1 protein-coding gene and 1 rRNA gene are annotated in these 2,838 nt (G+C 58.4%); one reads left to right on the forward strand and one right to left on the reverse strand.

Annotation, left to right across the window (positions count from 1 at the left end; translation table 11 throughout):
* Nucleotides 1–109: 109 nt before the first annotated feature.
* Nucleotides 110–2,446, forward strand: a complete 2,337-nt coding sequence (locus WM94_RS25570; RefSeq protein ID WP_156486012.1) for a TonB-dependent siderophore receptor — start codon at nucleotides 110–112, stop codon at nucleotides 2,444–2,446.
* Between the two features lie 90 nt (nucleotides 2,447–2,536).
* Here the strand turns inward: WM94_RS25570 and rrf are convergent.
* Nucleotides 2,537–2,652: ribosomal RNA gene (gene rrf / locus WM94_RS25575) — 5S ribosomal RNA — on the reverse strand.
* Between the last annotated feature and the right edge of the window lie 186 nt (nucleotides 2,653–2,838).

Consider the following 2,838-nt stretch of genomic DNA (forward strand, 5'->3'; position numbering starts at 1 on the left):
CCCGGTTGAGTGGCCGGATGACCGTGGAATCAGTGGTCGGATACGCGTGGAATGGGTGGCCGGATCACCGTGGAATCGGTGGTCAGATGCTTATGGAATGGGTGGCCAGATGACCGTGGAATCCGCACACCACTACGCGATCCCGGCCGGCCAGTTGGATGAGGTGCTCAACCAGTTCGCCCGCCAGGCTGGCATCACCCTGTCGAGCACACCCCAGCTCACCCAAGGCTTGCAGTCGAATGGCCTGCAGGGGCAGTACTCTACCGATCAGGCACTGCGCCAGTTGCTAAATGGCAGCGGCCTGGGAGCCGTTAACCAGAACGGCCGCAGCTACGTGCTGCAGGTACAACCCCAAGGCGCTGCATTGTCATTGCCAGACACCGATGTCCGTAGCTTCACACTTGGCAATGCATTGGGCAGCATGGAGGGTTACAACGCTACCCACAGTCACGTGGCGACCAAGACCAGCATGCCGCTGGTAGAGACATCACAATCGGTCTCGGTGGTTACCCGACAGCAGATGGACGACCAAGGCTCACAAACGGTTGCCCAAGCCATGCGCTACACACCTGGGGTACTGACCAACCCCTACGGGGCGACCCATCGTTATGACTATGTGGCCATGCGTGGCTTCAACGACGGCTCGGTAGACAACATCTACGTCGACGGGCTCAAGTCGATGGGAGACAACGGCACCTACAGCACCATGCAGGTGGACCCGTACTTCCTGGAGCGCATCGATATCCTCAAGGGACCGTCTTCGGTACTGTATGGCCGTAGCTCGCCAGGAGGCCTGGTGGCACTGACCACCAAGAAGCCGCTGTTCACCCCCTACCATCAAGTCCAGGCCACCCTCGGTACCCAAGGCCAGCGCGGCATGGGTTTCGATTTCAGCGGCCCCGTGGATGACGACAAGCGTATCGCTTATCGCCTGACAGGCCTGGCGGATGCTTCCGACACGCAGTTCGACCACAACAAGGAAGAACGCTACGCCATCGCGCCGGCCGTCAGCATCGACTTCAGCGAAGACACTTCGCTGACCATGCAGGCCTACCTGCAACATGACCCCAACGGCGGCTATCACGGCGGTAACCCCGCAGATGGCATGCTGCACAAGCGCAACGGCTTGCGCCTTTCGGACCATTTCTTCGAAGGCGAGCCGGGTATCGACAACTACGAGCGTACCCAACAGTCCTTCAGCTATCAGTTCGAGCATCGCTTCAACGATGTGTTCACGGCACGCCAGAACTTCCGCTATCAGGATTCCGACGTGTCGATGGACCAGGTGTATTCCGCTGGCTGGGCGGATGCCGACAGCAATATCCTCAACCGCGCCTATACCGGCGGCGACGAACGCCTGCATTCGTACATCATCGACAACATGCTGCAGGCGGAATTCTTCACCGGGGCCGCCAAACACACCTTGCTGCTGGGCACCGACTACCAGCGACGCAAGGCTGACGTGGCCTGGCGTTATGGCACAGTCGATCCGTTGGATGCAGGCAACCCGCAGTACGGCAACGGCAACCTTCAGGTGCTGGGCGAGAACCGCTACCAGCGGCGCTTGCAGCAAACGGGCGTTTACCTGCAGGACCTGGTGGAGCTGGACCAATGGCGCTTCTCGTTGGGGCTGCGCCAGGACTGGGTGAAGGTGTCCGAGGAGGATCGCGACAGCAACACAAAGGTCAGTGACCAGCGCTCCAGGTTCACTACCCGCGCAGGAGTGCTTTACCTGTTCGAGAACGGCATTGCTCCCTATTTCAGCTACTCGGAGTCGTTCAACCCCAATACCGTGTCCGACCAGGAAGGACGCCCTCTGGCACCGACCGAAGGCACTCAATGGGAGGCTGGCATCAAGTATCAGCCGCCGGGTAGCGACAATCTGTTCACCGCATCGGTGTTCCGCATCGAGCAAGAGAACCTGGCCTCGAAGCAGCCTGACGAGGACTTCTATCGCCCTGTAGGGCAAGTTCGCTCACAGGGGCTTGAACTGGAGGCCCATGTGCAACTGACCGACAGCTTGAAGCTGCTGGGCGGCTATACCTTTACCGATATCGAGTACGCAAAGTCGATGCCCAGCCTGGTGTCCGGCAACCTGGATAACAAGGGCAATTCGCCAACCCAGGCACCGAAACAGATGTTCTCGCTTTGGACTGACTACAACTTCCACCAGGGGGCCCTGGATGGCCTGCGCTTGGGTGGTGGGGTGCGGTATGTGGGGTACAGCTGGGTGGATGCGGAAAACAGTATGAAGGTGCCCTCCTATACCCTGTTCGACGCCTCGATCGGCTATGACCTGGGCAAGGTCGGGCTGCGGGGGATGGATGTGCGCTTGAACGCCAACAACCTTACCAATGAAAGCTACATCACTTCGTGTGCCAGCTTGAACTACTGCTACATGGGTGAAGAGCGCAATGTCAGTGCCACGGTCAGCTATCAGTTCTGACCTGATTGCGACGCACACAAGCCCTGGTTTTTTTCGGCCCTGAAAGACAAAGCCCCTGTCTGCATCGCAGACAGGGGCTTTGGATTTGAATCTTGACGATGACCTACTCTCACATGGGGAAGCCCCACACTACCATCGGCGATGCATCGTTTCACTGCTGAGTTCGGGATGGGATCAGGTGGTTCCAATGATCTATGGTCGTCAAGAAATTCTGTGTGCTGGCCCGTCCCTCGGACGTACCTGCGAATCTCTGTAGTTCCTACTTAAAGACAAAACCCCTACCTGCATGCGCAGATAGGGGTTTTGCGAAATGAATCTTGACGATGACCTACTCTCACATGGGGAAACCCCACACTACCATCGGCGATGCATCGTTTCACTGCTGAGTTCGG

The sequence above is a fragment of the Pseudomonas sp. ABFPK genome, assembly GCF_001586765.1.
Lineage (GTDB): Bacteria > Pseudomonadota > Gammaproteobacteria > Pseudomonadales > Pseudomonadaceae > Aquipseudomonas > Aquipseudomonas asiatica.